Genomic DNA, 24,924 nt, shown 5'->3' with positions numbered 1-24,924 from the left:
GTCAGCTGCCGCGCTGGAGGCGGGCGCTGGTGTGGCGGGTGGGCTGGGCGGTGGCCGGGTCCTCCGGCCAGGGGTGCTTGGGGTAGCGGCCGCGCAGCTCGGCGCGGACGGCGCGGTAGCCGCCCTGCCAGAAGGAGGCCAGGTCGGCGGTGACGGCCGCCGGGCGCCCGGCGGGGGAGAGCAGGTGCACGAGTACGGGCACCCCCGCCACCCGGGGCGTCTGCGCCAGCCCGAACAGCTCCTGGAGCTTCACCGCCAGCACCGGCTGCTCGGCCGTGTAGTCGACGCGGATCCGGGAACCGCTCGGCACCTCGATCCGCTCGGGCGCCAGCTCGTCCAGGCGGGTGGCCTCGCCGGTGGCCCAGGGGAGGAGGCGGTTCAGGGCCTGCCCGGCGTCGATCCGCGCGAGGTCGGCGCGGCGCCGGGCCCGGGACAGCTCGGGCTCCAGCCAGTCGTCCGCGCGGGCCAGCAGGGCGGCGTCGTCGGCCACGTCCGGCCAGGCGCCGCCGAGCGTGCGGTGCAGGAAGTCCAGCCGGGCCCGCAGCGCCCGCGCGTCCGGGGTCCAGCGGAGGAGGCCGAGGCCGTCGGAGCGCAGGCCGTCGAGGAGGGCGGCGCGGACGAGGGCGGGGTCGGGGGTGCGGAGGGGGCGTACGGCCAGCTCGATCGCGCCGAGGCGGTCCACGGCGCGGGCGAGGAGGTCGCCGTCCTCCCAGCGGACCTCTTCGGTGGCGGTGAGGAGGTGCGCGGCGGCGGTGCGGGCGGTGTCCTCGTCGAGGGTGGCGGCGAGGCGGATGCGGGCGGAAGGGGTGTGGGGGGAGCGGTCGGCGACGGCTACCGCCAGCCAGGGGGTTTGGCGGAGGGGGGAGTTCTTGGCCAGTTCGGCGGCGGTGCCGGAGGCCATGAGGTAGGCGGTGTCGGCCCTTGCCTTGGCTACGCGCTCGGGGAAGGCGAGGGCGGCGATCAGCCCGGCGGCCCCCTCGTCGGGGCTCCGCCCCGCACCCCGCGCCTCAAACGCCGGCGGGGCTTGATGTGGCTCCGGCCGTCGGTTGGGTGCGGCCGCGTCTCCGGGGCTCCGCCCCGCACCCCGCGCCTCAAGCGCCGGCGGGGCTGGATGTGGGCCCGGCCGTGCGTCGGGTGCGGCTGGGTTTCCGGGGCTCCGCCCCGCACCCCGCGCCTCAAGCGCCGGCGGGGCTGGATGTGGCTCCGGCCGGTGCTGGGGTGTGGCGGTCGTGCCCGAGGGGTGGGATGCGAGGCGTTGCAGGCGGGTGGTCTCCCTGCGCCAGCGGGTTGCGTACGGGTCGGTTGAGGTGCGGGCCTGGTGCCAGGCCGTGGTGAGGTCGTCGCCGTACGTGGATGGGGGTTCTTCCGAGAGGAGGGCTACCAGTTCCGACGCGCGGCGGGCGCCCAGGAGCGGGGTGGCGTCCAGGAGGGCCCGGGACAGGCGGGGGTGGAGGCCGAGGGTGGACATGTGGGTGCCGCGGGGGGTGGGGCGGCCGGTGGGGTCCAGGGCGCCGATGGCCTGGAGGACCTCCCGGGCCGCGGCCATCGCGCCGGCGGGCGGCGGGTCCAGCAGGGCCAGGCCCGTCGCGTCCGGGTCGCCCCAGCAGGCGGTCTGCAGGGCGAACTGCGTCAGGTCCGCGATCCGGATCTCCGGCGCGGGGAAGGCCGGCAGCCGCCCGTCCTCCGCCTCGCTCCAGCACCGGTACACCACCCCCGGCGCCTCCCGCCCGGCCCGGCCCGCGCGCTGCCGGCCGGCCGCGCGGGAAGCCCGTACCGTCGCCAGCGCGCCCAGCCCCCGCGCATGGTCCACGCGCGGCTCGCGGGCCAGCCCCGAGTCGACCACCACGCGCACCCCGGGCACGGTCAGGCTCGACTCCGCGACCGAGGTCGCGAGGATCACCCGGCGGTGGCCGCAGGCCGTCAGCGCCGCCTCCTGCACGGCCGCCGGGGCCCGCCCGTGCAGCTGGAGCACCTCCGCGTCCGCCCCGGAGAGCTGCCCGGCGACCCGCGCGATCTCCCCCACGCCCGGCAGGAAGCACAGCACGTCCCCCGCCCGCTCGGCCAGAGCCCTGCGCACCACCGAGGCCACATGCGCCAGCTGCGCCGGATCCACCCGCATCCCGTGCGGCGGCCGCACCGCCCGCGGCGGCGGCGCCCACACCGTCTCCACCGGGTACGAGACCCCCGCCGCCTCCACCACCGGCGCACCGCCCAGCACCCGCGCCCAGCCGGCCGCGTCCGTGGTCGCCGAGGCCGCCACCAGTCGCAGCTCCGGCCGCAGGGTCTCCCGTACGTCGAGCAGGAACGCGGCGGCCGTATCGGCGTCCAGGTGCCGCTCGTGGCACTCGTCGAGCACCACCACGTCCACGCCCGCCAGCTCCTGGTCGCGCTGGATCCGCTGGAGCAGCACCCCGGTGGTGACCACCTCCACCACCGTGTCCGGCCCGGCCACCCGCTCCCCGCGCACCGTGAAGCCCACCGAGCCGCCGACGGCCTCGCCCAGCAGCCAGGCCATCCGGCGCGCCGCCGCCCGCGCGGCGATCCGGCGCGGCTCGGCCACCAGCACCCGACGGCGCGGCCCGCCCCCGGTCAGCCCCGCGAGGACCAGCGGCACCAGCGTGGTCTTGCCCGTGCCGGGCGGCGCGCACAGCACGGCGGTGCCGTGGCCGTCGAGCGCGGAGAGCAGGGCGGGCACGGCCTCCCGCACGGGAAGGGCGTCGAGGGCGGCGGTGCGCGGGGCGGCGGGCACGGTCAGCCGCGCTCGCAGACGAAGATCGCGGTGCCCGGGATCAGGTTGCCGCGCAGCGGGGACCAGCCGCCCCACTCCTGGCCGTTCCATTCCGGCCACTCCGGCTCTACCAGGTCGAGCAGGCGGAAGCCGCCCGCGACCACGTCCCGGACCCGGTCGCCGAGGGTGCGGTGGTGTTCCACGTACACGGCGCGGCCCTCCTCGTCCTGCTCCACATAGGGGGTGCGGTCGAAGTAGGAGGCGGCGACGGTCAGGCCCTCGGCGCCGGGCTCGTCGGGGAAGGCCCAGCGCAGCGGGTGGGTCACCGAGAACACCCAGCGGCCGCCGGGGCGCAGGACGCGGTGCACCTCGCGCATGACGTTGACGGGGTCCGCGACGAAGGGGACGGCGCCGTAGGCGGAGCAGGCGAGGTCGAAGGAGCCGTCGCGGAAGGGCAGCCGGCCCGCGTCCGCCTCGACCAGCGGCAGATCGCCGCCGCCGATGCGCAGCGCGTGCTGGAGCTGGCGGTGCGAGAGGTCCAGGGCCACCGGGCGGGCGCCCCGCGCGGCCAGCCAGCGCGAGCACTGCGCGGCGCCGGCGCCGATCTCCAGGACGTCCTTGCCCCGGAGGGAGGCGGCGGGGCCGAGCAGCGCCGCGTCCGCCTCGTCCAGGCCCTCGGGCCCCCACACGAAGCGGTCGTCGCCGAGGAAGGCGCCGTGCTCGCTCTGGTACTCGTCCGCGTTGCGGTCCCACCAGCCACGGCTGGCGCGGCTGCTCTCCGCTTCCCCGGCGTCACGGCGGGTCGCCTCGGCGTCCTCCTCGGGGCCCGGATCCGCCGCGTACGCGTCTTCGTGTGCGTAGTCCTCTTGGTTCATGGGGCCCGTCGTCGTAGTCTGCGGATGTCTGCGGGAGGGGGCGCGGAACGCCATCAGGGCGTCCACGCCGATGAATTGTGCCGGTTGTGCGGTGATCCGCCCGGGGTGTGGGCCTTCGCGCATTGACCGTGTCCGGCTGCCCCCGTATGCTACAAGTTGCGCTGCGAGCCTGTGCTCCTCAGACCTAGCAGGCTGCGCTTGCATCTGTTGATGTCCCCTCGGTTTTCGAGGCCCCGCCGCTTTCGCGGAGTGTGGGTCTCCTTGGCTGTCCGGCTTCGGCAGATGCCGATATGGGCTCCCGGCGTAGCAGTACCTACGACTTTCTGTCCGTAACCGGAGCCCTTTCCCACATGACGAGCAGCACCGAGACCACCTCGACCACTCCGCAGGTAGCGGTCAACGACATCGGTAACGAGGAAGCCTTCCTCGCCGCGATCGACGAGACGATCAAGTACTTCAACGACGGCGACATCGTCGACGGCGTCATCGTGAAGGTCGACCGGGACGAGGTCCTGCTCGACATCGGTTACAAGACCGAAGGCGTGATCCCGAGCCGTGAGCTCTCGATCAAGCACGACGTCGACCCGAACGAGGTCGTCAAGGTCGGCGACGAGATCGAGGCCCTGGTTCTCCAGAAGGAGGACAAGGAAGGCCGTCTCATCCTGTCCAAGAAGCGCGCTCAGTACGAGCGTGCCTGGGGCACGATCGAGAAGATCAAGGAAGAGGACGGCATCGTCACCGGTACCGTCATCGAGGTCGTCAAGGGTGGTCTCATCCTCGACATCGGCCTCCGTGGCTTCCTGCCGGCCTCCCTCGTCGAGATGCGTCGTGTCCGCGACCTCCAGCCCTACGTGGGCAAGGAGCTCGAGGCCAAGATCATCGAGCTGGACAAGAACCGCAACAACGTGGTCCTGTCCCGCCGCGCCTGGCTGGAGCAGACCCAGTCCGAGGTCCGCCAGACGTTCCTCACCACCCTGCAGAAGGGTCAGGTCCGCTCCGGCGTCGTCTCCTCGATCGTCAACTTCGGTGCGTTCGTGGACCTGGGCGGCGTCGACGGTCTCGTCCACGTCTCCGAGCTGTCCTGGAAGCACATCGACCACCCGTCCGAGGTTGTCGAGGTCGGCCAGGAAGTCACCGTCGAGGTCCTCGACGTGGACATGGACCGCGAGCGTGTCTCCCTGTCGCTGAAGGCGACGCAGGAGGACCCGTGGCAGCAGTTCGCCCGTACCCACCAGATCGGCCAGGTCGTCCCGGGTAAGGTCACGAAGCTGGTTCCGTTCGGTGCGTTCGTCCGCGTGGACGAGGGCATCGAGGGTCTGGTCCACATCTCCGAGCTGGCCGAGCGCCACGTGGAGATCCCGGAGCAGGTCGTCCAGGTCAACGACGAGATCTTCGTCAAGGTCATCGACATCGACCTCGAGCGTCGCCGGATCTCGCTGTCCCTCAAGCAGGCCAACGAGTCCTTCGGTGCCGACCCGGCGTCGGTCGAGTTCGACCCGACCCTGTACGGCATGGCCGCGTCCTACGACGACCAGGGCAACTACATCTACCCCGAGGGCTTCGACCCCGAGACCAACGACTGGCTCGAGGGCTACGAGAAGCAGCGCGAGGCGTGGGAGACCCAGTACGCCGAGGCGCAGTCCCGCTTCGAGCAGCACCAGGCTCAGGTCATCAAGAGCCGCGAGGCCGACGAGGCCGCCGCTGCCGAGGGCGCTGCCGCCCCGGCCGCCGGTGGCAACGCCGGTGCGGGCATCTCGGGCGGTTCGTACTCCTCGGAGTCCGACGAGACCTCCGGCGCCCTGGCGTCGGACGAGGCCCTGGCCGCGCTCCGCGAGAAGCTGGCCGGCGGCCAGAGCTGATCGCAGCGCCGCCTCGCACTCCGGTGTGAGCAGAGCTGAGTAGCGTGGAACGGTGAGGCCCGTCCCCTTCGGGGGGCGGGCCTCACCGCGTTCCCCGGGCCCGCCGCCGGATCCGTTGCGTTCCTGTGAACGCGTGTGAACGTCTGTGAATGCCGCCAACTGGGGAATGGGCGCGCCGCCTTGGACGTTCTTCGCAGAGAACGAGGCGAGGAGGAGTGGTGGCAGTGCTCGATCCACAGGGTTTGTACGAATGGGACGCCAAGGGTCTGGCGGTGGCGGACCTGGCCGTCGCCCAGGATTCGGCCGGCCTGGTCATGCTGTACCACTTCGAGGGGTACATCGACGCGGGTGAGGCCGGCGAGCAGATCGTGGAGCGGCTGCTCGACACGCTGCCCCACCAGGTGGTGGCCCGCTTCGACGCCGACCGGCTGGTGGACTACCGGGCCCGCCGCCCGCTGCTGACCTTCCAGCGCGACCGCTGGACGGAGTTCGAGGCCCCGCAGCTGGAGCTGCGCCTCGTCCAGGACGCCACCGGGGCGCCCTTCCTGCTGCTGTCCGGGCCCGAGCCGGACGTGGAGTGGGAGCGGTTCGCCGTCGCCGTCCGGCAGATCGTCGAACGGCTCGGGGTCCGTCTCTCGGTCAACTTCCACGGCATCCCCATGGGCGTCCCGCACACCCGCCCCGTGGGCATCACCCCGCACGGCAACCGCACCGACCTGATGCCCGGCCACCGCAGCCCCTTCGAGGAGGCGCAGGTGCCCGGCAGCGCGGAGTCCCTGGTGGAGTTCCGCCTCGCCCAGGCCGGGCACGACGTCCTCGGCGTCGCCGCGCACGTACCGCACTACGTGGCGCGCTCCCCGTACCCGGACGCCGCGCTGACGGCGCTGGAGGCGATCACGGCGGCGACCGGGCTGGTCCTGCCTGCCGTGGCGCACGCCCTGCGCACCGAGGCGCACCGCACGCAGACGGAGATCGACCGGCAGATCCGCGAGGGCGACGAGGAGCTGGTCAGCCTGGTGCAGGGGCTGGAGCACCAGTACGACGCGGCCGCCGGGGCCGAGACCCGCGGCAACATGATCGCCGAGCCCGCCGAGATCCCCTCGGCGGACGAGATCGGCCGCGAGTTCGAGCGCTTCCTCGCGGAGCGGGAGGGCGAGGGCTGAGCCCCGTTCCCGCCCCCGGGGCCCCGCCCCCGGGGCCCCGGGCCCGGCGGGCTGCGCCTAAGCTGCCGGGCATGCTGAAAGTGGGCCTGACGGGCGGAATCGGTGCCGGCAAGAGCGAGGTCTCGCGGCTGCTGGCGGGGTACGGGGCGGTCGTCGTCGACGCCGACCGGATCGCACGCGAGGTCGTGGAGCCCGGTACGCCGGGCCTCGCGGCCGTGGTGGAGGCGTTCGGGCCGGCCGTCCTGACGCCCGAAGGGGCGCTGGACCGGCCGAAGCTCGGCTCGATCGTCTTCGCCGACCCGGAGAAGCTGCGGACGCTCAACGCGATCGTGCACCCGCTGGTCGGCGCCCGGTCGGCCGAGCTGGAGGCCGCCGCGGGACCCGACGCGATCGTGGTGCACGACGTACCGCTGCTCACCGAGAACGGGCTCGCGCCGCTCTACGACCTGGTGGTCGTGGTGGACGCGGCTCCGGAGACGCAGCTGGCCCGGCTGACCGCGCTGCGCGGGATGGCCGAGGACGAGGCGCGGGCGCGGATGGCCGCGCAGGCCACCCGCGAGCAGCGGCTCGCGGTGGCGACCCTCGTGATCGACAACGACGGGCCGCTGGAGGCCCTGGAGCCGCAGGTGCGCGCGGTGTGGAAGGAACTCGGCGTGCGGGCGGCGGCCGCGGGCACCGTGTGACGGGTGACGTGTGCATGGAATAGCGGTGGGGGTGCGGGCGTTGCAGTCGGCCGTAGAGGGAAGGATCCTGACGTGCCCGAATCCACGCGCCCCACACCGTCCAGTCCGGAAACCCACGTCATAGACTTCCGGGCCGCCGAGCAGCTGCTCGCCGCCCGTGACCCGCGCGGCGCGGTCAAGCTGCTCGACTCGGTGGTGGCTGCCCACCCGGAGAACACGGCGGCCCGGCTGCTGCGCGCCCGGGCCTTTTTCGCGGCGGCCCAACTGCGCCCGGCGGAGCTGGAGTTCGAGCTGGTGCTGGAGCGTGAGCCGGACAACGCCTTCGCGCACTTCGCGCTGGCCCGGACCCATGAGCGCGCGGGCCGCCCGGAGCAGGCGCGCAAGCACTTCCGGCTGGCGGCGGCCCTCGACCCGCAGCCCGACTATGTGGCGGCGGCCCGCTTCGAGGACCAGGGCCAGGACTGACCTCGGGGCGTACGGGGGCTCAGCGCGCGGCGGGCGGCTCGTAGGGCGGGACGTCCTTGCCGGGCTGGTAGTGCGGGCCCTGGTGGATGTGGCGCAGGATCATGAAGAGGTCCACCGTCACGACGACGGCCAGGGCCCCGCAGGCGGCCGCCCACCCCGGACGGCCGGCCAGCGAGAAGGCCACCGTGCCGCCGACCGACCAGACCAGCCCCCAGACGCCCAGCCAGAACCGGAGCCGCAGCGGGCTGCGGGCCGTCACCGGTTCGTTTCCGGAACGCATGGGCATCGCCCCTTTCGCCCCTTTCCCGTCCATGGTCCCACTTCGGGGGGCGGGGGTGCCGTGGTGCGGGGGCCGGTCTTCGGCGGCCGACGCCGTCGGTTACGGGTTGAGCTTGTTCACCGCCTTGGTGGTGGTCTTCTTGAAGGCGGCGACCGGGGCGTGCGAGAGGTCGCCCATCTGACCCCACTGCACGACGGTCACGGTGGAGCCGTCGCGGCCGATGCCGAAGAGGTGCACGCCGGGCTCGGATTCGGGGATCGAGGTGTGGACCCCGTACACGTGCGCGCCCTCCTCGACGGGGAGGGTGCCGTAGTCCTGCCAGGAGGCGGTGCCGCCGGGGGTCGTGCGCAGCCAGTCGGCGGCGCAGGCGGCCACCTTGCGCTCCAGGGCGCCGGCGAGCTTGGTGGCCGCGGCGGGCGAGGCGGCGCGTACGGAGACCTGTACGGCGCCGGCGTCGACGTCCGTGCCGAAGGTGCGGTGCCAGCTGTTCGCCGCCGGGAGCGCGCCGTCCAGGCAGAAGGGGGCGGTCTCGGGCAGCCCCTTGGTGACCTGGCCGGCGTACCAGGGGGAGGAGGGGTGCGGCGGGAGGTCGGCGCCGGCCAGGAAGCCGGGCGCGGTGACGGCGGCGGTCGCGGTGGAGGTGGCGAGGACGAGCGCGGTGGCCGCGGCGGCGAGCGCGGTGGCGGCGGTGCGCAGGGTGCGGGTACGTCGGAACATTCGGTTCTCCCCGTGAAGGCGTCGAAGTGCGTGGTGCTGCCTGACAAGGCTGTTCCCCGACGGGGGCGCGGGACCACGGCTCGGGACGAAACCGGGACACTGGAACGCCCGTACGGGCTGTCACCTGGGGGAACACCTCCTGCATGGAACGGGGACATGGGACGGGAGACGGGGGAGACCGTGACTGAGGCGGGGGATTTCGCGCGGCGGATGCGCGAGCTGAAGGAACGCGGCGGGCTGAGCTACGGGGCCCTGGCGCGCAAGCTGCACACGAGCACATCGACCCTGCACCGCTACTGCAACGGGCAGGCGCTGCCGGGGGAGTTCGCGGTGGTGGACCGCTTCGCGCGCGCCTGCGGGGCCACACCGGCCGAGGCGCTGACCCTGCACCAGGCGTGGCTGCTGGCGCAGGCCCGTCGGCAGGAGGCTGCGGGGGCGGGGCAGGCGGCGGGGCAGGCGGCGGGCGCGGGTGCGGCGCCGGAGCGGGGGCCGGGCGGGGTGCCGGAGCGGGAGGTGGTGCTCGTACCGGAGCCCGGGGTGCGGGCGGAGGGCGGGGTGCGCCGGGGGTGGTGGCGGCGGGCCGGGGTGGCCGTGGTGGCGGTGGTCGTGGCCGGGGGGTTGCTGGCGGGGTCCGGGCCCGAGCGGGGGGCTCCGGTGGCCGGGGTCCTTCCGGGTGCGGGTGGGGCTGTGGCCGCGGGTGGCCCGTCCGAGCCCGTGGTTCCGCCCGTCTCGTCGGGGAGCGGCGGCCCGCCCGCCCCGTCCGGGCCGCCGCCGCTGGTGGAGGGGACTCCGGTGCCGGGCGAAACGGGGGGCTCCGCCGGGGCCACGGCCCCGCCCGCGCCCGGTGGGACGGGGGCGGTGGTGGGGCCGACGGTGAGCCCCGGGCCCGTGCTGCGGGCGGCGGTGCGGGGGCACGTGTGGGCCGGGGGATGCGATCACGCCTATCTCACCGAGCGCGGGCCCGGTTCCGTGGCCGCGCCGCCCGTCGAGGCCGACGCGCCCGCCTGGGCGGCCGCGCAGCGGGCCGTGCACGCGGGGACGCAGATCGTGGAGGTCAGCGTGCACGGCACCGGCGCGGGAGCCGTGGTGCTGGAGGGGCTGGAGGTGCGGGTGACGGCTCGCCGCACCCCGCCCGCCTGGAACGTCTTCCAGATGTCGCAGGGCTGCGGCGGCGGCCTCACCCCGGCCGTGTTCGCCGTCAACCTGGACGCACCGCGCCCGCTGGCCCGCCCCGTCCCCGGCAACGACGCCGGGACGCGGCTGCCCGCGCCCGCCTTCCCGCTGCGCGTCTCGGCCGCCGACCCCGCCGTGCTGCGGGTGCAGGCGAGCACCACCGGCTGCGACTGCGACTGGTACCTGGAGCTGCGGTGGAGCGCGCCCTCCGGTTCGGGCGTCCTGCGCGTGGACGACCTCGGCCGCCCGCTGCGCACGAGCGCCGCCCCGGGCCGTCCCGTCTACGGCTACGCCACCGACCAGGGCCGCTGGGTCCGCTGAATCCGCAGGCCGGAGGGGTTGTCAGTGGGCCCGCCTAAAATCGGGAGAGCCGAGGAAGGACCCAGCAGGGATCCAGGAGGGAGGGGACGGATCGCCATGTCAGCCATGTCAGCCATGTCAGCGAGGCCGGCCACGCGGGCCGCGTCAGCCGTGCCGGCCGCGTCAGCCATGCCGACGACGGCAGCGGCATCGGCAGCGGCGGAGGCAGCCGCACCGCACGCCGCGCTGCTGCCGTACGCCGCCATGTTCCTGCCCGCCGCCGTCCCCCGCGAGGGGCGCATCGCGTTCTGGTCGCCCGAGGGGCATCCGCTCCCGGAGGCGGCCGGTCCGCCCGGCCCGCTCGGCGTCGTGCGCCCGCACGGCACCGGCGTGCGCGGCCGCACCGTGCCCGCCGTCTCCTTCTCCGTCACCGCCGCCCTGCCCCTGCTCGCCCGCGCGGCCCGCAGCCCCGCCGCGCATCCCGCCACCCGTGCCTGGGGCACCGCCGCCACGCAGGCGCTGACCCTCGCCGCCCGGGGCCGTCTGCTGCCCGGCCTCACCCCGGAGGGGATCGACGCCTGGCGGGCCGGTCCGCTCGACGCCGACGACATGGCGTACCTGCGCGCCGTCGCCGCCGCCCTGCCGCCCGAGGGGTACGCCACGCCGCTGGCCGGCCGCCGCCCGCTCCAGCTGCCCGAACCGGAGGCCCTGCTCCGCGCCTTCCTCGACGCCGTCGCCGACAGCCTGCCGCGCACCCCGGCGGCCGCGGTGGCCGCCGGGAAACCGTTCGCGGCGCGGGAGCCGCAGCATGTCCCCGGCATAGCGGAATGGGCCGCGCAGGTCGCCGCCGGGACCGATGCCGGCGTGGGGCTCTCGCTGCGGCTCGACCTGTCCTCCTTCCGCCTCTTCGACGAGGCCGAGGGGGAGGACACGCGGCGCGCCGGAGCCGCCGTGGTCCAGGTGCACAGCCTTGCCGATCCCACGCTCGTCACCGATGCCGCGCAGCTCTGGGCGGGGACGGCGGGGGGCGGCTTCGGGCCCCGGGCGCGGGTCGACGCCGTGCTCGCGCTGCGCCGGGCCGCCCGGGTCTGGCCGCCGCTGCTGCGCCTGCTGGACCAGCCCGTGCCGGACGCGCTCGCGCTGTCGGACCCGGAGCTGGAGGATCTGCTCGGGGTGGGCGCGGGCCGTCTGGCGGCCGCCGGGGTCGTCGTGCACTGGCCGCGCGACCTGGCCCGTACGCTGTCCGCGACCGCTGTCGTACGGTCCACCGCGCCCGGCTCGGCCATCGACGGCACGGCCTTCTTCGACGCCGAGCACCTGTTCGCCTTCTCCTGGGAACTGGCCCTGGGCGGGGACCGGCTCACCCCCGGCGAGATGGACGCGCTGGCGCAGGCGCACCGGCCGGTCGTGCGGCTGCGGGACCAGTGGGTGCGGGTCGATCCGGAGCTGGTGCGCAAGGCCCGCAAGCGTGAACTGGGCCTGCTGGACCCGGTGGACGCGCTGGCCGCCGCCCTGTCGGGGACGGCCGAGGCCGGGGGCGAGCAGCTGGCGGCGGTGCCCGTGGGGGCGCTGGCCGCCCTCCGGGACCGGCTCACCGCGGAGCTGGCCCCGCTCCCGCAGCCCGCCGCCCTCAAGGCGACCCTGCGCGACTACCAGGCGCGCGGGCTGGCCTGGCTGGACCTGATGACCTCCCTCGGCCTCGGCGGCTGCCTCGCCGACGACATGGGGCTGGGTAAGACCGTCACGCTGATCGCGCTGCACCTGCACCGGGACCGCCGCGAGCCGACGCTCGTGGTCTGCCCCGCCTCCCTGCTGGGCAACTGGCAGCGGGAGATCGAGAGGTTCGCGCCCGGCACGCCGGTGCGCCGCTTCCACGGCGGGGGCCGGAGCGCCGAGGACCTGGCCTCCTGCGAGGGCGGCTTCGTGCTCACCACCTACGGCACGATGCGCGCCAGCGCCGCCGTACTGGCCGCCCAGCGCTGGGGCATGGTCGTCGCCGACGAGGCGCAGCACGTCAAGAACCCGCATTCGGCGACGGCGAAGGCGCTGCGTACCCTCCCGGCGCCCGCCCGGGTGGCGCTGACGGGCACCCCGGTGGAGAACAACCTCTCCGAGCTGTGGGCGCTGCTCGACTGGACCACGCCGGGCCTGCTGGGCCCGCTGACCGCCTTCCGCGCCCGCCACGCCCGCCCGGTGGAGCACCAGCAGGAGGAGGACGGCGGGAACGAGGCGGCGGTGGCCCGGCTGTCCGCGCTGGTGCGGCCGTTCCTGCTGCGGCGCAAGAAGTCCGATCCGGGTATCGCGCCCGAGCTGCCGCCGAAGACGGAGACCGACCACCCCGTCTCCCTCACCCGCGAGCAGGCGTCGCTGTACCAGGCCGCCGTGGACGAGGCGATGGCCGTGATCGGGGCGAGCGAGGGCATGGAGCGGCGCGGCATGATCATGAAGCTGCTGGCCTCGCTCAAGCAGATCTGCAACCACCCCGCGCAGTACTTGAAGGAGGACCCGCCCCGGATCCCGCACCGCTCGGGGAAGCTCGCCCTGCTGGACGAACTGCTCGACACGATCCTGGCGGAGGACGGCTCCGTGCTCGTCTTCACCCAGTACGTGACGATGGCCCGCCTGATCGAACGGCACCTGGCGGAGCGGGGGATCGCCACGCAGCTCCTGCACGGCGGGACCCCGGTGGCGCGCCGCGAGGAGCTGGTCGACCGCTTCCAGGCGGGCGAGGTCCCGGTGTTCCTGCTGTCGTTGAAGGCGGCGGGGACGGGGCTGAACCTCACCCGCGCCGGACATGTCGTGCACTTCGACCGCTGGTGGAACCCGGCGGTGGAGGAGCAGGCCACCGACCGCGCCTACCGGATCGGGCAGACCCAGCCCGTGCAGGTCCACCGGATCATCACCGAGGGCACCGTGGAGGACCGGATCGCGGAGATGCTGGAGGCCAAGCGGGCCCTGGCCGAGGCCGTGCTCGGCTCCGGCGAGGCGGCGCTGACCGAGCTGACCGACCGCGAGCTGGCCGATCTGGTGTCCCTGCGGAGGCCCGCGTGATCACCGCGCGGGAGGACCGCAGGCGCACCTTCGAGACCGTGCCCGCCGGGGCGGAGGCGGTCAGCTGGTGGGGCCGCGCCTGGGTGGCGGCGCTGGAGGAGGCGTCCCGCGACACCGCCCGGCTGGCCCGCGGCCGGGTCTACGCCACCGCCGGGCATGTGGACGCCGTGACGGTCACCCCGGGCCGGATCGTCGCCTACGTCCGGGGCAGCCGGGCCCGTCCGTACCGCACCGAGCTGACCCTGCCCGCCTTCGCGGACCCGGAGTGGAGCGCCCTGCTGGAGGAGGTCGCCGCCGATCCCGCCGCGCTCGGCGCCCTCCTGGAGCGGGAGGTGCCGCGCTCGCTCGCGGGGACCGTCCTGCCCGGCGCGGGCGAGCTGGTGCCGCACTGCTCCTGCCCGGACGTGGGCCGTCCGCCGTGCAAGCACGCGGCCGCCCTCTGCTACCGCGCCGCCCGCCTCCTCGACGAGGACCCCTTCGTGCTGCTGCTCCTGCGCGGCCGCGGTGAACGGGAGCTGCTGGACGAGCTCGGCCGCCGCAGCGCCGCCCACGCCGCGCGCGAACAGCCCGACGCCGCCGCCGGATTCCCCGGTGTCCCGGCCCGGGCGGCGTTCGCCCGGACCGCGCTGCGGCCGCTGCCCGCGCCGCTCGCCGCGCCCGCCGCGGCGGGTCTGCCGCCCGCCTGCCCGGCGGACCCGGCGGCGCCCGACCCGCTGGCCCTGGACCAGCTCGCCTCCGACGCGGCGGCGCGCGCCCTCGCGCTGCTCACCACCGGCGAGGATCCCTCGGCCGGGCTCACCCTGTGGCAGGACGCCGTCCGGCTGGCCTCCGCACACCCCACCGCGGGGCTGACGGGCGCGGCCCGCGCCCTCTACCGGGACCTGGCCCGCGCCACGGGCCGTACGACGACGGACCTGGCCCGGGGCGCGGCGGCCTGGCGGCAGGGCGGCCGGCCCGCCCTGGCCGTGCTGGAGGAGGCGTGGGACCCGCCGGCCGGCCCCTTCGACCGGGCCCGGCCCGCGCTGCTGGCCGCGGCGGAGGGCTCCTTCCGCCCCGACCGCAACCGCCTGACCTCCCGGACCCGGCAGCTCCGCCTGGGCCGTGACGCCCTCTGGTACGCCTACGAGTCCCGCCCGGACGAGGGGGACTGGTGGCCCACGGGCCGCCCCTGCGCGGACCCGGTCAGCGCCCTGCGGGGCTGATTCCCTCCGCCCAGCGCGTCAACTCCGTGAAATCGCGCTCCCGGAGCCCGTGCCGGGGATGGACCCGCAGCAGGAGGGCCGGCGCGGGATGGTGCGCGGCCACCCAGGAGCGGTCGCGCGGGGTGATCATGTCGTCGACCCAGGCGAAGGGCCGCCCGGCCGCCCACCGGCTCAGATGCCGGGTCTTCCAGGACAGTCCCTCGGGATCCCGGGCGAACAGCTCGGGCCATTCGACGACGGTCAGATCCCCGGGCAGCCCGATGTGCGGGGAGATCATCGAGTTGGCCTGGTGGGTCCAGGCGGTGGCCCACGCGATCTCGAACGGCAGCCCCAACAGCCGTGCGCCGTGCGAGGGATGGAGCCGGACCCGCACCCCGCGCCGGGCCGCCCGGGACTCCGGGTCGCGGTACGAGAGCCACACCTCGGGCCGCATCCGGTGGCTCTTGTAGCCCCGCAGTGCGGCGAAGGGGGAGCGGAAGGGATTGAGCGGGCCGTCCACATCGAGGAGCAGCAGAGGGCGATCAGTCATGAAGTAGCCAGTACCCAGTACACGATTGAGTGAAATGCCTACCGGCGCTATAACCCGTACGGGTTTCCGGGCGTTATTCCCCCTGCGGGACGAATCCCGTGAACTCCTCCGGAAAGCAGGGAAACTGATGCGTCACACTCGTCGGAACGGCGTCATCGCGGCGGTGGTAGCGGGAGGCGGGCTGGCGGTCGCGGGCGTCGGCGGATTCGCCCACGCCGATGCGGACGCGAGCGGCCGGGCCGCGGGCTCGCCGGGGGTGCTCTCCGGGAACCTGGTCCAGCTTCCGGTGAACGTACCGGTGAACGCCTGCGGCAACACCGTGAGCGTCGTCGGCCTGCTGAATCCGGCCTCCGGGAACCGCTGCGCGAACGTCTCCCAGGGCGGCGGCGCGCACACGGGCTCGGGATCCTCGCACTCCTCCTCCTCGTCCTCCTCCGCCTCCTCCTCGCAGGGGGGTGCGGGCAACAGCTCGGGCGCGACGGCCCAGGGCGCCACGCAGGGCTCCCCCGGCGTGATCTCCGGCAACGGGCTCCAGCTGCCGGTGGACCTCCCGGTCAACGTCAGCGGCAACTCCGTCAACGTGGTGGGCATCGGGAACCCGGTGTTCGGCAACAGCTCGGTCAACGGCGAGAAGCCGACCGAGGGCAAGCCGGTGCAGCCGCCCGTCGTCGAGAAGCCCGTCACCCCGGTCAAGCCGGTCACCCCGGCCAAGCCGACCGCCCCGGTCACCGAGGTCGCCCCGCCCAAGGCCCCCGCGCACGAGGCCCTGGCCCACACCGGGGCCGACGGCGCCGGAATGCTGATCCCCGGCGCGGGTGTCCTGCTGCTCGGCGGTGTCCTCCTCTACCGCCGCTTCCGCGTCAGCTAGCCGCCGCGGCGGGTCCCGCCGGGGCCGCCGTGCGCCAGCCGTCCAGGACGGCGTCGATCTGCGCCGCCAGCCGGGCGCGGGCCGTGAAGCGGGGCACCCCCGCCATGAGCAGGGCGTCGTACTCGGTGTCGGTGTGCCGCACGGCGGCCCGTACGGCGACCGAGACGGCCGTCTCGTCGAGGGCCCGGCCGGCCGCGGTACGGCCAACCCGGCCGCTGCCGCGCAGGGAGGCGTGCCGGGCGATCGCCACGGCCCGGCCGGCCGGACAGCCGGGGAACAGCCGCACGATCTCGGCGGCGAACGCCGCCGTGAAGCGCGTGTCCTCGGCCTCCCTGCGCCGCCGGTCGCGCTCCCTGCGGCGGGCCCGCGCCTCCGAATCCGCGAGACAGGCACGCTCGGCATGCGCCAGGGCCGCCTCCTCGACGAGCAGCCCCAGGCGCTCGTAGCGGCGGCGGCGCCGGTGGAAGCGGACGACGACGGCGTACAGGGCGCTGGCCTCGCGGGAACGGCGGGTCAGCGCGGCGTCCCCGCGCGGCAGGTAGACGAGATGGCCGAGGTCCGCGCAGTCCAGGCAGCGCGGTACGCCCGCCTCCCGGACCAGATGCCGCAGCGGCCCCCGCCGGCAGTCGGCGCAGTGGATCGGCTTCACTGACTCGAAAACGACCGGGCTCATACAGAGGTGATACCGCTCTCCTCCCCTCATATCACCTGGTGGAGAAGGGCGGTTGAGGCCCGTCGGCCCTTCCGGGAAACGCCGCCGCCCTCTTACGGTGTGGCCTGGGACCGCCTCACGCCGGCCGGTCCCGCCGAGGAGGGGACATGGGTGGAGCGCGGGCACTGACGGCAGCACGGCCGGAGGCGGTGGCGGCGGAGGACGATGCCTCGTGCGTCGCCTCGCTCCCGGCCGACCGGACCATCGTCATACCGCCGGGCGGCTGCACCGGCTGGCATTTCCACCGGGTGAGACTGGACGCCGTGGTCCTGTCGGGAACCCTGACCCGGGTCCTGCACGACCTGACCGTCGAGGTGCACACGGAGGGCACCACCTTCGTGGAGCCCGCGGGCAGCGGGCACATCCACCTCGGCCACAACCTCGGCACCGAGCCGGTCGTCCTCCACGTCACCCCACGGCAGCCCGTGGGCACGGCCTTCTCCATACCCGTGCCCGCACCGGCCGGTGCCACATCGGCCGTCTGCGGGCAGCACGCGTGAAGCACGCCCCCGTGAAGAACACCCCCGTGAACCACGCCCCGGTGAACCACGCCCCCGTGAAGCACAACCCCGTCAAGCAGACCCCCGTGGTGCGCACCCCCGTGTCGCACCACGCCCCGGAGCCCGCCCGCCGCAGCGTCAGACCAGCCGGCGGATCTCCCCGCGCACCCGGTAGAAGCCGCCCGAGGACGCGTGCAGCCCGTCGACCACGTACCGGGCGCCGGCCTCCCGTATCCCGCGCGGGAACTGCACGTTCCACGGCTCGAAGCCGCCCGACACCACCTGCACCCGCATCCGGCCGCCCTGCTGGACGCACTCCACCACCACACCGTCCGCCGGTACCGCGGCCACCGAGACCGTCGCCACCGCCGCGGCCGACACCGCCGGGGTGAACACCGGCAGGGCCTCCGCCGACTTCACGTCCCGCGCCGCCGGGACCGTGCCCTGCTGGGCCGCCGCGATCGCCTGCTCGCTCGCGTCCACGCACACCAGCGAGCCGTCCGTGGTGACCAGGTACAGCCGGCCGTCCAGGTACTGCATCGACAGCGCCGAGCCGCCCCCCGTGCCCAGCTTCCACAGCCGGTGCCCGTCCGCGTCGAAGCAGTAGACGGACGAGGAGGAGTCACCGGCGAAGACATGCCGCCCGTCGGGCGAGGTCGCGCAGGAGTACACGGACGCGTCGCACACGTACGAGGCTTCCGTCGCGCCCGTGGCCTTCGACAGGCGCTGCACCCGGTTGCGGGCCGTGCCCGCGTACACCGCGTGCTCCTCCTGCCAGCCGAACAGCACCCCGCCGGGGGTGGCCGTGTGCCACAACTGGCCGGTGCCGTCCGCCGCGTAGGCCGTGACGCCGCCGCCGTGGCCGTGGAAGACGGCCCGCTCGTCGGCCCGGACCATCCAGGCGTGCCGGCCGGAGGACTTCCGCGACCACTGGTGCTCGTCCTCGTGGTCGATGACGGTCAGCCCGCCGTTCGCGTCCGAGACGTGCAGCACGCCCTCGTGGATGTCCAGCCAGAAGATGTCCACGTCCGGCGCGATGGCGTAGGCGCCGAAGGGGACCTTCGACGACAGGTCGTACACCGTGCCGTCGTCGCAGCCCGCGTAGATCCAGAAGTCGTCCGCGACCAGGCACTTCACCCCGTCCGGCAGCGAGTAGCGGGCCAGCACCTCACCGCCGTGGCTGAGCGTGTACACATCGCCGGACTGGTTGCCCACCCAGCAGCGGTCCTCGTCGATGTGGATGCCGAAGGCGGCGGAGCCGGTACGGAAACGCCACAGCACGGGGGCGACCGCGCGGGCCGTCGACGGGTCCGAGGACACCTGGCGGCGCGTCACCGCGCGGGCGGCGCGCTGGCCCTGCACGGCCGGGGCGTATCCCTTGCGGACCTTCTCGCCGATCTTCTTCGCGGCGGCCGCGCGGGCCTTGTCCGCCGTCGGGAAGGTGGAGCTCTGCAGCTGGCCGGGCGCGCCGATCCGGCCGTAGCGCACGGAGACCGCCGTGCCGTCCACGGTCACCTCGTAGAACTTGTGCGCACCGCCGCCCTCCTGCGACAGCTCCAGATACGTCGTCTCCCGCGCCATGACAGACCCCTCCCCGAACACCGGCCCACCGGAGCCCTTTCCGCCGGTGATCCCTCGTGACAAAAGCTACGGCCGGGCACTGACAATGGGCCCGTGCACTGGGAAGCGATCACCTGGCAGCGGATGGCCGAGCGGCTGGCCGGTCACCTGGACGACCCCGGGAACCCGCCGGAACCCGGCGGCTGGCGCCGCGTGGGCGTCGACGGCGCGCCCGCCGCCGGCACCGGCGTGCTCGCGGGCCTGCTCGCGGAGGAGCTGCGCTCGCGCGGCCGCCCGGCCCTGGTGGTGCCCACCGCCGGTTTCCTGCGGCCCGCCTCCCTGCGCTTCGAGTACGGCCGCCAGGACGTGGACGCGTACCTCGGCGGCTGGTACGACACCGCCGCGCTCTGGCGGGAGGTCTTCGGGCCCACCGACCCCGGCGGCTCCGGGCGGGTCCTGCCCGACCTCTGGGACCCGGTGACCGACCGCGCGACCCGCAGCCCGTACGTGGAACTGCCGCCCGGCGGCGTGCTCGTCGTGCACGGGCCGCTGCTGCTCGGGCAGTGGTACCCCTTCGACCTCAGCGTCCATATCCGGCTGTCGCCGGGGGCGCTCGCGCGGCGCACCGAGGAGCTCGAGCGGTGGACGGCGGCCGCCTTCGCCCGGTACGAGGCCGAGGTGGACCCCGCGGCGGGCGCGGACGTGGCCGTACGGGCCGACGACCCCCGGCACCCGGCGTGGACCGGCCTCCCCGCGCACTGACCACGGCGGCCGGAGCGCCGGAGCACCGGGACGCCGGAGCGGAGCAGCGCCAGGGGCAGGGCTACGGCCGTGCCCCCGGCCGGGTCACCGACAGGGCCGCCGTGCGGCAGCCGCGGCGGGCCGCCTCCGCCGGGTCGGCGCCCTCCAGCCGGGCCGCCAGGAAGCCGCCCGTGAAGGCGTCGCCCGCGCCCGTGGAGTCCACCGCCCGCGCCGGTTCCCCCGGCACCTCCGCCGTGATCCGCCCCCGCTCGGCGACCAGCGCCCCCCGCGCGCCCAGCGTCACCACCACCAGCGGCACCCGCCGGCTGAGCGCCACCGCCGCCCGGGCCACCCCCGAGGACGGCGGCAGCCCGGCCAGCAGCCGGGCCTCCTCCTCGTTCGGCAGCAGCACCGCCGAGCCCGCCACCGCCGCCATGAACCGCTCGGGCCCGTGCGCCGCCAGGAAGCCCGCCGAGGCCGGGTCCACGCTCACCGGCACCCCCCGTGCCCGCGCCGCCCGCAGCGCGACCGCCGCCAGGTCCCGGCTGCGGTCCGCGAAGAACAGGTAGCCCGACAGGTGCAGATGGGCCGCCCCGTCCAGCAGGGACGGCGTCCAGTCCGCCGGGCAGAGCCGCAGCGAGGCCCCGCTGTCGGTGAGGAAGGTGCGCTCCGCGGCCCCGTCGACCAGGGCCACGACCGTCCCCGTCGGCTCCTCCGGGTCGACGACCAGCCGGGGCCGCACCCCCGCCGCCACGAGGGCCCGCTCGTGCCAGCCCGCCGATTCGGTGCCCACCCGCGCCAGGAGGCGTACCTCCGCGCTCCCCGTGCACGCCGCCCAGCAGGCCGCGTTCGCGCCGGCGCCGCCCGGCAGGGTGCGGATACGGGCGGAGGTGTCCGTCGCCGGGACTATCGGCTCCGGATGCATCGCCACCACGTCCGTCACCACGTCCCCGACCACCAGCAGCGCCCCCGCCGCCGTCATGCCCGCGCCGCCCAGGCGCCGGCGATGCGTGCCCCGAGCCGTACGTTGCCGCGCACCGCCGCGAGGTTCGCCTCCAGCGAGGCGCCGCCCGTCGCGTCCACCAGGTACTCCAGCAGGAACGGCGTCACCGCCTGCCCCGTGATCCCCCGCTCCCGGCAGGCGGCCAGGGCCTCGGCCAGGACCCGGTCGTGCAGCTCCGGATCCAGCTGCTCCGCCCGGTCCACCGGGTTGGCCACGAGCAGGGCCGACTCCGGTCCGCCCAGGGTGTCCTGGGCGGCCATCACCGCCGCGACCTCCTCGGGCCGGTGCACGGTCCAGTCCACCGGCTCGCCGGAGTCGGCCAGGTAGAAGCCGGGGAACCGCCCGGTGCCGTAGCCGAGCACCCCCACGCCCAGGGTTTCCAGCCGCTGCAGCGTGGCCGGCACGTCGAGGATCGACTTCACCCCCGCGCAGACCACCGTGATCCGGGTCCGGGCCAGCAGGGCCAGGTCCGCCGACTCGTCCCGCGTCTGCGCGTACTCCCGGTGTACGCCGCCCAGTCCGCCCGTGGCGAAGACGCGCAGGCCCGCCCGCGCGGCCAGGAAGGCCGTCGCGGACACCGTGGTCGCCCCGGTGGCTCCGGCGGCCAGGGCGGGGGCCAGGTCCCGGTGGCCGAGCTTGCGGACGGGCCCGCCCGAGGCGATCCGCTCCAGCTGGTCCTTGTCCAGGCCCGCCCGCGCGACGCCGTCCACGACCGCGACCGTCGCCGGTACGGCGCCCTCGGCGCGGACCAGCGCCTCCAGTTCCAGGCCGACTTCGAGATTGCGGGGGCGGGGCAGGCCGTGCGCGATGATCGTCGACTCCAGGGCCACGACGGGCCGGCCCCGGGCCAGTGCCTCGCGTACCTCTTCGGACAGGACCGGGACCTCGGATGCTCTGCGCTGTGACATGTCCCCATCCATGGCACGGGATCGGCGCCCCCAAACGCACTCCCGTCCCACCCGTCACAAGCTGTCCGAGTCCCGTTCCCGGGTGCGGGCCGCTGGACAGGGTGACGCGTCCGCCGGGACCTTCCTGGACGCTGTGGTCACCGCGCGGCACGGGCCGGCGGGGCTACGCTGCCCGCCATGAGCACCAGTGATCACTCCACGCCTCCTTCCGCCGGCCCCGCCTCCTTCGCCGTGTCCGTCGCGGACGCCGAACTGGAGCGCGAGGACCTCGACCCGGCGCAGATCCTCTCCGGCGACCCGGTCGTGACGGGGAAGGTGCTGTGGGAGGCGGCCGACGGCAGTCAGGTGCGCGGCATCTGGCAGATCACCCCCGGCGTGGTGACCGACGTCGAGGCGAACGAGCTGTTCGTGGTGGTCAGCGGGCGCGCCACCGTCGAGGTCGAGGGCGGCGCGACCCTGGAGCTGGGCCCCGGCACGGCCTGCGTACTGCGCGAGGGCGACCGTACGACCTGGACCGTGCACGAGACCCTGCGCAAGGCGTACCACATCAGCTACTGACGCCGCCCTTGCCCGGCTTCGGCGACGGCGACGACGACGGCGACGGCGTGCGGGCGGCCTCCGGCGCCGGGTGCCGGCGGGCCGTGAACAGGGCGAGCGCGGCCATCGGCAGCAGCAGCGCGGCCCCGACGGCGTTGAGCCAGCCGTAGCCCGCCTCCGACATGATCAGCCCGGCCGCGGCCCCGCCCACGCCCGCGGCGGTGTTCATCGTGAGGTCGCTCAGGCCCTGTACGGCGGCCCGCGCGGCCGGCGGCACCGAGTCGGTCAGCAGCGCCGACCCGGCCACCATGCCGGCGGACCAGCCGAGGCCGAGCAGGAAGAGGCCGAGGGCGCTGCGGCCGTGGCTCGGCCCGGCCGTGCCGGCGAGCAGCGCGGCGACCGACAGCAGTCCGGCGGCCAGGCCGATCACGGAGAACCGGCCGAGCCGGTCCGCGAGCCAGCCCATCACCGGCGAGAAGGCGAACATGCCGGCGATATGACCGCTGATGACCAGCCCGATCAGCTCCAGTCCGGCACCGTGGTGGTCGAGGTCCATGGGGGTCATCACCATGATCGAGACCATGGTGGTGTGCGACACGGCCACGGTGACCAGGGCGAGCCGGGCCCGCGGCGAGGACCGGACGGCGGTGATCCCGGCGCGGATCGAGCGGCCCTCCTTGGCCTGCTCCTCGGGTGCGGCCAGGGCGCGGGCCGTCAGCAGCGGGTCCGGACGCAGGAACACGGCGATGAGCGCGCCGGTGAGGACGAAGACCGCACCGGCCCAGACGAAGGGACCCGCCGTCTGCGGGACGGGGGTGCCGGCGAAGCTGTGGCTGGCCGGGGCCGACAGGTTGGGGCCGAGCACCGCGCCGAGGGTGGAGGCCCAGACGACGAGGGAGATGGCCCGGGCCCGGTGGTCCGGCGCGGCCAGGTCGGCGGCGGCGAAGCGGGCCTGGAGATTGGCGGAGGAGGCGGCGCCGAAGGCGGCCATGCCGATCATCAGCAGCGGGAAGTTCTTGATGGTGGCGGCCAGGACGACCAGGGCGGCCCCGGCGGCGCCGATCGCGTAGGCGAGCACCAGCCCGGGGCGGCGCCCGCGCGCGGTCATCAGCGCGGCGAGCGGCAGCGAGACGACGGCGGTGCCGATCACGGCGGCGGTGGAGGCGAAGCCGGACAGCGCCTCGGTGCCGCTGACCTCGGTGGCCAGTACGGGGGCCAGCGCGATGCTGATGGGCACGCCGAGGCCGCCCAGCACCTGGCCGGCCATGAGCACCCGGGAGGTGCGCCGGCGCAGCCGTTCCAGGTCGGGCGGGCTCAGCGCGGGGGCCGGGCGGTCCGTGCCGGGCGCGGCGGTCATGCCGCGCCCCGCGGACAGGTGCGCGCGGTGCGGGGCGCGCGGGAGGGTATGAGGCCGGGTGCGGCAGCAGTAGTCACCGCCGCAGTGTGCCACCCCTTACGCGGGGGCGGAACAGGAATATGACCGGCGCGGGAGGCACGCTCAGAACAGCGGCTGCGGGAGCACGCCCTCCAGGGCGAGCAGCTGCCGCTTGGTCTCCCGCCCGCCGCCGAAGCCCCCGATGCCCCCGTCGTTCTCCACGACCCGGTGGCAGGCCACCACCAGCGGCAGCGGATTCGACCCCATGGCGTTGCCCACGGCCTGGGCGGCCCCGGGCTGGCCGACGCGGGCGGCGAGCTCCCCGTAGCCGACGACCGATCCGTAGGGCACGGACCGGTCCAGCTCCTGGAGCACCTGGCGGTTGAAGCCGGAGCTGAGGCGCCAGTCCAGCGGGAGGTCGAAGCGGCGCAGGGATCCGGCGAAATAGGCGTCGAGCTGGCGTATCGCCTCGGCGAGCAGCACCTCCTCGCCCGGTGCGGGCCGCCGGGCGTCGGCGCCGAGCCGGGAGACGAGCGGCCCGATCATCGCGTCGACCCGGTCCGGCCCGGCATGGAACTCGACCCGGACCAGACCCTCGGGGGTCGCGGCCAGGAGCAGGGGACCGATGTCGCTGGCGACGACGGTCCATTCGAGGTGCGGCCCGCGGGGCCGCTCGGTGCTGTCCACGCCTCCACGGTACGGCCGCCCGCCGACAGCGCCGGTCAGAATCCGCCCACGGCCTCGCGGACCACGTCCGGGGCGTTGGTGATGATCCCGTCCACGCCCATGTCCCGTACCTTCCGGGCGGTGGCGGCGTCGTCCACGATCCAGGTGTCCACCTCCATGGCCCGGCCGTGCGCCCCGGACAGCCGGTGCACCGCGGCCACCCAGTCCGCCGAGATCGTGGTGTGCCACGGGTTGATCCGGTCGGTGAACTCGGCGTAGGCGGGCAGGTCGGCCACCTTCGGGGTGCCGAGGAAGGCGGTGACCAGGTCCGGGCGCAGCCCGTGCACCGTGCGCACGCTGTCGGCGCTGAAGCTCTGCACCACCAGGCGGCCGCTCACGTGCCGCCGGTCCAGCCAGCCCGCCCGGTCCAGCACCCGCAGGGTCTGCTCCTCGATGCCGGGGTAGAGCTCCGGCTTCTTGATCTCCAGCAGCAGCCGCTGCTGGTTGCGCCGGACCCGGTCCAGGTACTGCCGCAGGGTCGGCACCCGGGCCCCGGCGTACTCCTCGCCGAACCAGCTGCCCGCGTCCAGCCGGGCGATCTCGGCCGCCGTGAAGTCCTTGACCCGCCAGGGCGCGCGGCCGGGGAAGAGCTGTTCGACGTCGGTGGTCCGGGCCAGGGTGTCGTCGTGGACCACCACCAGCTCGCCGTCCTTCGTGCGCTGCACGTCGTTCTCCACCCAGTCGAAGCCCAGCCGCCGCGCCAGGTCCACGGCCTCCAGGGTGTTCTCCGGGGCGTACGCCGAGGCCCCGCGGTGGGCGTACACGGCGGGGCCGCCGAGCCCCAGCGGCCCGGGGGCGGCGCTGCCGGGGCCGGGGGCGGCGTACGAGGCCGGCCCGCACAGCAGCGAGAGGGTGAGGCCCAGGAATGCGGCGGCGGCCGCGGCGGCGGGTCGGACGTGCATGTGCGTTCTCCTCGGGTCGTGAGCCCTGTTCCTGCGTCAGACGGGTGCGGAGCGGCAGGCGTTGCGG

General features: G+C 75.2%; 23 protein-coding genes. 11 read left to right on the top strand and 12 right to left on the bottom strand.

What is annotated here, in order from left to right:
• Nucleotide 1: 1 nt before the first annotated feature.
• Together ABZ873_RS21100 and ABZ873_RS21095 are read right to left on the bottom strand one after the other, a co-directional pair.
• Nucleotides 2-2,839: an ATP-dependent helicase C-terminal domain-containing protein gene (locus ABZ873_RS21100; protein ID WP_360874130.1), complete on the bottom strand. Its 2,838-nt coding sequence runs from the start codon at nt 2,837-2,839 to the stop codon at nt 2-4.
• The gene (locus ABZ873_RS21095; RefSeq protein ID WP_360874127.1) at nt 2,752-3,603 is read right to left on the bottom strand and encodes a class I SAM-dependent methyltransferase; all 852 of its coding nucleotides are present in this window, start codon (nt 3,601-3,603) and stop codon (nt 2,752-2,754) included. Before ABZ873_RS21095 ends, ABZ873_RS21100 begins: the two co-directional genes overlap by 88 nt.
• Nucleotides 3,604-3,953: 350 nt before the next feature.
• Between ABZ873_RS21095 and rpsA the strand changes: the two genes are divergently transcribed.
• From rpsA to ABZ873_RS21075, 4 genes are all read left to right on the top strand, one after another.
• Complete coding sequence (gene rpsA, locus ABZ873_RS21090) at nt 3,954-5,462, top strand: 30S ribosomal protein S1 (RefSeq protein ID WP_360874125.1); 1,509 nt, start codon at nt 3,954-3,956, stop codon at nt 5,460-5,462.
• A gap of 224 nt (nt 5,463-5,686) precedes the next feature.
• Nucleotides 5,687-6,625 (top strand): PAC2 family protein, encoded by a 939-nt coding sequence (locus ABZ873_RS21085; RefSeq protein WP_360874122.1) that lies wholly within the window; start codon nt 5,687-5,689, stop codon nt 6,623-6,625.
• Between the two features lie 71 nt (nt 6,626-6,696).
• Complete coding sequence (coaE, locus tag ABZ873_RS21080; protein WP_360874119.1) at nt 6,697-7,308, top strand: dephospho-CoA kinase; 612 nt, start codon at nt 6,697-6,699, stop codon at nt 7,306-7,308.
• A gap of 72 nt (nt 7,309-7,380) precedes the next feature.
• Nucleotides 7,381-7,773, top strand: a complete 393-nt coding sequence (locus ABZ873_RS21075; RefSeq protein WP_360874117.1) for a tetratricopeptide repeat protein — start codon at nt 7,381-7,383, stop codon at nt 7,771-7,773.
• A gap of 19 nt (nt 7,774-7,792) precedes the next feature.
• Here the strand turns inward: ABZ873_RS21075 and ABZ873_RS21070 are convergent, their stop codons facing one another.
• Nucleotides 7,793-8,053, bottom strand: a complete 261-nt coding sequence (locus ABZ873_RS21070) for a DUF6343 family protein (RefSeq protein WP_360874114.1) — start codon at nt 8,051-8,053, stop codon at nt 7,793-7,795.
• 99 nt (nt 8,054-8,152) lie between these two features.
• Nucleotides 8,153-8,770 carry a hypothetical protein gene (locus ABZ873_RS21065; RefSeq protein WP_360874111.1) on the bottom strand — a complete coding sequence of 206 codons (618 nt, stop codon included), beginning with the start codon at nt 8,768-8,770 and terminating at the stop codon, nt 8,153-8,155.
• Nucleotides 8,771-8,926: 156 nt separating this feature from the next.
• Between ABZ873_RS21065 and ABZ873_RS21060 the strand changes: the two genes are divergently transcribed.
• The 3 genes from ABZ873_RS21060 (at nt 8,927) to ABZ873_RS21050 (ending at nt 14,496) form a co-directional block, all read left to right on the top strand.
• Nucleotides 8,927-10,264, top strand: coding sequence for a helix-turn-helix transcriptional regulator (locus tag ABZ873_RS21060; protein WP_360874108.1), 1,338 nt, complete (start codon nt 8,927-8,929; stop codon nt 10,262-10,264).
• A 243-nt stretch (nt 10,265-10,507) separates the two neighbouring features.
• A complete protein-coding gene (locus ABZ873_RS21055) occupies nt 10,508-13,294 on the top strand; it encodes a DEAD/DEAH box helicase (RefSeq protein ID WP_360874172.1) in 2,787 nt (928 codons plus the stop codon).
• A complete protein-coding gene (locus tag ABZ873_RS21050) occupies nt 13,291-14,496 on the top strand; it encodes an SWIM zinc finger family protein (protein WP_360874106.1) in 1,206 nt (401 codons plus the stop codon). The genes ABZ873_RS21055 and ABZ873_RS21050 overlap by 4 nt, the downstream gene beginning before the upstream one ends.
• Here the strand turns inward: ABZ873_RS21050 and ABZ873_RS21045 are convergent.
• Complete coding sequence (locus tag ABZ873_RS21045) at nt 14,477-15,025, bottom strand: hypothetical protein (protein WP_360874103.1); 549 nt, start codon at nt 15,023-15,025, stop codon at nt 14,477-14,479. The two genes, ABZ873_RS21050 and ABZ873_RS21045, sit on opposite strands and share 20 nt — an antisense overlap.
• A gap of 127 nt (nt 15,026-15,152) precedes the next feature.
• Here ABZ873_RS21045 and ABZ873_RS21040 point away from each other — a divergent pair, with 127 nt between their 5' ends.
• Nucleotides 15,153-15,893 carry a chaplin gene (locus tag ABZ873_RS21040; RefSeq protein ID WP_360874100.1) on the top strand — a complete coding sequence of 247 codons (741 nt, stop codon included), beginning with the start codon at nt 15,153-15,155 and terminating at the stop codon, nt 15,891-15,893.
• Here the strand turns inward: ABZ873_RS21040 and ABZ873_RS21035 are convergent.
• Nucleotides 15,886-16,566, bottom strand: a complete 681-nt coding sequence (locus ABZ873_RS21035) for a DUF2293 domain-containing protein (RefSeq protein ID WP_360874097.1) — start codon at nt 16,564-16,566, stop codon at nt 15,886-15,888. The genes ABZ873_RS21040 and ABZ873_RS21035 overlap by 8 nt on opposite strands.
• A 146-nt stretch (nt 16,567-16,712) precedes the next feature.
• Between ABZ873_RS21035 and ABZ873_RS21030 the strand changes: the two genes are divergently transcribed.
• On the top strand, nt 16,713-17,105 hold the full coding sequence (locus ABZ873_RS21030) for a hypothetical protein (RefSeq protein WP_360874095.1): 393 nt from the start codon (nt 16,713-16,715) through the stop codon (nt 17,103-17,105).
• Between the two features lie 138 nt (nt 17,106-17,243).
• On the opposite strand, the gene ABZ873_RS21025 is transcribed toward ABZ873_RS21030, so the two are convergent.
• A complete protein-coding gene (locus ABZ873_RS21025; RefSeq protein ID WP_360874092.1) occupies nt 17,244-18,686 on the bottom strand; it encodes a WGR domain-containing protein in 1,443 nt (480 codons plus the stop codon).
• Nucleotides 18,687-18,779: 93 nt separating this feature from the next.
• Between ABZ873_RS21025 and ABZ873_RS21020 the strand changes: the two genes are divergently transcribed.
• Nucleotides 18,780-19,427 carry a uridine kinase gene (locus tag ABZ873_RS21020; RefSeq protein ID WP_360874090.1) on the top strand — a complete coding sequence of 216 codons (648 nt, stop codon included), beginning with the start codon at nt 18,780-18,782 and terminating at the stop codon, nt 19,425-19,427.
• 61 nt (nt 19,428-19,488) lie between these two features.
• Here the strand turns inward: ABZ873_RS21020 and ABZ873_RS21015 are convergent, their stop codons facing one another.
• On the bottom strand, nt 19,489-20,388 hold the full coding sequence (locus ABZ873_RS21015) for a PfkB family carbohydrate kinase (protein WP_360874087.1): 900 nt from the start codon (nt 20,386-20,388) through the stop codon (nt 19,489-19,491).
• Complete coding sequence (locus tag ABZ873_RS21010; protein WP_360874084.1) at nt 20,385-21,317, bottom strand: pseudouridine-5'-phosphate glycosidase; 933 nt, start codon at nt 21,315-21,317, stop codon at nt 20,385-20,387. Before ABZ873_RS21010 ends, ABZ873_RS21015 begins: the two co-directional genes overlap by 4 nt.
• 177 nt (nt 21,318-21,494) lie before the next feature.
• Between ABZ873_RS21010 and ABZ873_RS21005 the strand changes: the two genes are divergently transcribed.
• The gene (locus ABZ873_RS21005) at nt 21,495-21,875 is read left to right on the top strand and encodes a cupin domain-containing protein (protein ID WP_360874081.1); all 381 of its coding nucleotides are present in this window, start codon (nt 21,495-21,497) and stop codon (nt 21,873-21,875) included.
• Here ABZ873_RS21005 and ABZ873_RS21000 read toward each other — a convergent pair.
• From ABZ873_RS21000 to ABZ873_RS20990, 3 genes are all read right to left on the bottom strand, one after another.
• On the bottom strand, nt 21,865-23,211 hold the full coding sequence (locus ABZ873_RS21000) for an MFS transporter (protein ID WP_360874078.1): 1,347 nt from the start codon (nt 23,209-23,211) through the stop codon (nt 21,865-21,867). The genes ABZ873_RS21005 and ABZ873_RS21000 overlap by 11 nt on opposite strands.
• A gap of 141 nt (nt 23,212-23,352) precedes the next feature.
• Entirely contained in the window at nt 23,353-23,916 is a 564-nt protein-coding gene (locus ABZ873_RS20995) for a methylated-DNA--[protein]-cysteine S-methyltransferase (protein WP_360874075.1), read from the bottom strand.
• Between the two features lie 35 nt (nt 23,917-23,951).
• Nucleotides 23,952-24,857 (bottom strand): glycerophosphodiester phosphodiesterase family protein, encoded by a 906-nt coding sequence (locus tag ABZ873_RS20990; RefSeq protein WP_360874072.1) that lies wholly within the window; start codon nt 24,855-24,857, stop codon nt 23,952-23,954.
• Between the last annotated feature and the right edge of the window lie 67 nt (nt 24,858-24,924).

Origin of the sequence: Streptomyces sp. NPDC047014, assembly GCF_040644195.1 — a bacterium.
Lineage (GTDB): Bacteria > Actinomycetota > Actinomycetes > Streptomycetales > Streptomycetaceae > Streptomyces.
Note: the sequence above shows the minus strand (reverse complement) of the source record. Positions and strands in the feature narration are given on the sequence as shown.

Coding starts and splice junctions, on each gene's coding strand:
- ABZ873_RS21100 (WP_360874130.1), bottom strand. CDS start 2,839: ATGGAACGGCCAGGAGTGGGGCGGCTGGTCCCCGCTGCGCGGCAACCT.
- ABZ873_RS21095 (WP_360874127.1), bottom strand. CDS start 3,603: ATGAACCAAGAGGACTACGCACACGAAGACGCGTACGCGGCGGATCCG.
- rpsA (WP_360874125.1), top strand. CDS start 3,954: ATGACGAGCAGCACCGAGACCACCTCGACCACTCCGCAGGTAGCGGTC.
- coaE (WP_360874119.1), top strand. CDS start 6,697: ATGCTGAAAGTGGGCCTGACGGGCGGAATCGGTGCCGGCAAGAGCGAG.
- ABZ873_RS21070 (WP_360874114.1), bottom strand. CDS start 8,053: ATGCGTTCCGGAAACGAACCGGTGACGGCCCGCAGCCCGCTGCGGCTC.
- ABZ873_RS21065 (WP_360874111.1), bottom strand. CDS start 8,770: ATGTTCCGACGTACCCGCACCCTGCGCACCGCCGCCACCGCGCTCGCC.
- ABZ873_RS21060 (WP_360874108.1), top strand. CDS start 8,927: ATGGGACGGGAGACGGGGGAGACCGTGACTGAGGCGGGGGATTTCGCG.
- ABZ873_RS21055 (WP_360874172.1), top strand. CDS start 10,508: ATGTTCCTGCCCGCCGCCGTCCCCCGCGAGGGGCGCATCGCGTTCTGG.
- ABZ873_RS21045 (WP_360874103.1), bottom strand. CDS start 15,025: ATGACTGATCGCCCTCTGCTGCTCCTCGATGTGGACGGCCCGCTCAAT.
- ABZ873_RS21040 (WP_360874100.1), top strand. CDS start 15,153: ATGCGTCACACTCGTCGGAACGGCGTCATCGCGGCGGTGGTAGCGGGA.
- ABZ873_RS21035 (WP_360874097.1), bottom strand. CDS start 16,566: ATGAGCCCGGTCGTTTTCGAGTCAGTGAAGCCGATCCACTGCGCCGAC.
- ABZ873_RS21030 (WP_360874095.1), top strand. CDS start 16,713: ATGGGTGGAGCGCGGGCACTGACGGCAGCACGGCCGGAGGCGGTGGCG.
- ABZ873_RS21025 (WP_360874092.1), bottom strand. CDS start 18,686: ATGGCGCGGGAGACGACGTATCTGGAGCTGTCGCAGGAGGGCGGCGGT.
- ABZ873_RS21015 (WP_360874087.1), bottom strand. CDS start 20,388: ATGACGGCGGCGGGGGCGCTGCTGGTGGTCGGGGACGTGGTGACGGAC.
- ABZ873_RS21010 (WP_360874084.1), bottom strand. CDS start 21,317: ATGTCACAGCGCAGAGCATCCGAGGTCCCGGTCCTGTCCGAAGAGGTA.
- ABZ873_RS21005 (WP_360874081.1), top strand. CDS start 21,495: ATGAGCACCAGTGATCACTCCACGCCTCCTTCCGCCGGCCCCGCCTCC.
- ABZ873_RS21000 (WP_360874078.1), bottom strand. CDS start 23,211: ATGACCGCCGCGCCCGGCACGGACCGCCCGGCCCCCGCGCTGAGCCCG.
- ABZ873_RS20990 (WP_360874072.1), bottom strand. CDS start 24,857: ATGCACGTCCGACCCGCCGCCGCGGCCGCCGCCGCATTCCTGGGCCTC.